A 2,742-nucleotide genomic window follows, 5' to 3' on the forward strand; every position below is an offset into this window, starting at 1 on the left:
CGTCCTGGTTGCGCGCCAGGTCGGTCGGCTCGCAGGTGTGCGTCATCGGGACGACACTGTCGGCCACGCGTGCGGTCACCGGGAGCACGATGCTCTGCCCCCTCCCGTTCGTGGAGGCGAGCGTCACCTGCCCGAAGGCCCAGCCGGCGGGGGCGGCCGTGCCGTCGATGGTGATCGTGATCGTGCGCGTCCCACCGGCCGGCACGGAGAACGAGCTCGGCGACACGCTGATCTTCAGGCCCTTGGCACCCGTGGTGCTGGCCTTGAACGGTTGGGCACGCGTCGTCGTGTTGGTGAGGGTCCGCTGCGTGGTGATGGCCCCGGGCAGTGGGCTGGCCTGGATGCTCGGCAGGTTGAGGTCGACCCGGTCCATGGCAGCGATCCCGAAGAGGTTCTCGGGGGTCTCGCTGATCGTGGCGACGGCCGCGACGGCCGCATCGACGCGCATCGAGCCGGCACCGCGGTCGAACGGGTCCGCCGGGGTCACGCCGTCCTCCTTGAGCACATCCTGCGTCGAGGACGTCATGAGGGCCGACTTGATCTGGCCGGGCGTCCAGGTCGGGTGCGCCGCCTTGACCAGTGCCGAGGCACCGGCCAGGTGCGGGCTCGACATCGAGGTGCCGGCGATGGCCTGGAACAGCTCACCCTCGGGCCCGCCGTTGTAGGTGAGCGGCGTCGGGGTGTGCCCAGCGAGGATCTGCACGCCGGGGGCGGTGATGTCAGGCTTGAGGAAGTCACCCAGCGGCCCGCGCGAGCTGAAGCCCGCCATGACGTCGCCCCGCACCGTCGCCGGTTGGCCGGCCGCCCACGTGGCGGTGACCCCGCTGTGGGTCCCGAGGAAGGCGAGCAGATCGGCGTTCGGTCCCTCGAGGTGGACCGACGGGACGAAGTGGTTGTCGGTCTCGGTGTCGCTGGCCGTGGAGTTGAACAGGATCATCCCGCTCGCGCCGCCGAGCGAGGCGTAGTAGCCCTTCTCGACCCGGCCGTTGACGCCTCGTTGGCACACGACGACCTTGCCGCTGAGCGACCCGGCCGCAAAGGCCTTCTCGCACAGGGCACCACCGGTGTAGCCGGGCACCTGCGAGGCGAGGACGACGGGGATGCCGGCCACGCCCGCCGTGATCGTCGAGCCCACCTTGCTGAACGTGTCGCGGTTGCCGGCGGTGAGGGTGAGCGTGGACTCGAAGTGGCGGTCGGACGTCGACGCACCGACGGTGGTCACCCACGGACCGCCGTGGTTGGCGGTGGCTGCGCCCGGGCCGTCGTTGCCGGCGGAGGCGTTGACGCTGATCCCGGCCGCGGTGGCGTCGAGGAAGGCCAGTTCCACCGGATCGTTGTAGGGGTTGGCGCCACCACTGATCGAGAAGTTGATGACGTCGACGCCGTCGACGATGGCCTGCTGGATGGCGTCCACGGAGTCCGAGCCGTAGCAGCCCTGGTCGAGGCACACTCGGTAGGCGATGACCGAGGCGCCAGGCGCGATTCCGCTCACCGGCCCACGCTCGACCCCGAAGACCTTGGCGCTGGCGACCGGGCTACCGGCCGCAGTGGTCGCCGTGTGCGTGCCGTGGCCGTCGGCGTCACGGGCCGAGCAGACGCTGCCGTTGCAGTACTCGCCCGGGACCGCCCCGGTCACTGCGAGGTAGGTGTCGAGGAACACGTGCGCACCGACGAGCTTGTCGTTGCACTCGAACTGTGCGCCCAGATCGGCACTGCCGTCCCCGAACTCACACGCGAACGGCCCACCATCCGGGGGGTCGATGCCCGGGTCGGCCAACGAGGGGTGCTCGGGCCAGATGCCCGAGTCCAGGACGCCGACGAGCACGCCTTCCCCGGCAGTGCTCGACCCACCGAGGGATGGCCACACCTTCGTCGCCCCGACGAACCGCGGCGAGGAGTCGGTCTGCAGCTGCTCGAGGGTGTCGCTCTGCACGGCGACCACGCCGTCGACGGCCAGGAGGTCCTTGGCCTTGTTGGCGGGCAGCCGCACCGCGACACCGCCGAAGGCCGTGGTGAACGAGCGCCCGACCTTCGCGGCCGGAACGGCCTTCTTGATGTCCTGGGCCGCGGCAGCCACCACCGCGTTCGCGTGCTTGGTGTAGGCCGCGACAGCCGCCTTGTTCGCCTTGAGGGGCTTCTTGGTGGCGGCGGGGCTGGTCGCCTTCAGCCCCTTGATCCCGCCCGCGTACGACGCGACGGGGTCGATGTCGAGCTTGACCATCACGCCCACCACGGCGTCATCCGTGCGCTTGAGCAGCGCCGGGTCGCTCTGGGCGGCCTTGCCGCTTGCCGACTTCGGGACGTCGAACTGGGACTCGACCGCCGTGATCGGGGTCGCCGTGAATCTCGAGGGGTCGGGCGTGGAGCCCGCTGCCGGCGCCGCCTGCGCGGTGCTGGCCAGACCTCCCGCGAGCACGACGGCGATGACCGCGGTGGTCACCGCGAACGGACGGATGGACGAGGTGTGTCGTGCCACGTGCTTCCTCCGGGCGGACGAGCCCCGAGGGGGCGACCCCGAGGCACCTGCGGGGCCCCAGCGGCACCCTCGCGCACGCTATACCTGTGGCCCGGGGCGGGACATAGCCCGAAATGACTATGAGCCCACCTGACGCAACATGTCCCCCGAAGGGGCCCCCGGCCGCGTGCTCGACGGGACTGGACACATGCTCGACAGGGCTGGATTCAGGCCGTGGTGGTCTGCCTCACGGGGCGGCGAACTCTCCCACGAGGCGCTCCCACCGC

General features: G+C 70.9%; 1 protein-coding gene. It reads right to left on the minus strand.

The window, feature by feature from the left end; genetic code table 11:
- Window positions 1–2,476, minus strand: a 2,476-nt coding sequence (locus PLL68_RS13615) for a S8 family serine peptidase (RefSeq protein ID WP_324534969.1), incomplete at its 3' end; no start/stop codon positions are given.
- Window positions 2,477–2,742 lie beyond the last annotated feature (266 nt).

Source organism: Ornithinibacter sp., assembly GCF_035443565.1.
Classification (GTDB): Bacteria; Actinomycetota; Actinomycetes; order Actinomycetales; family Dermatophilaceae; genus Fodinibacter.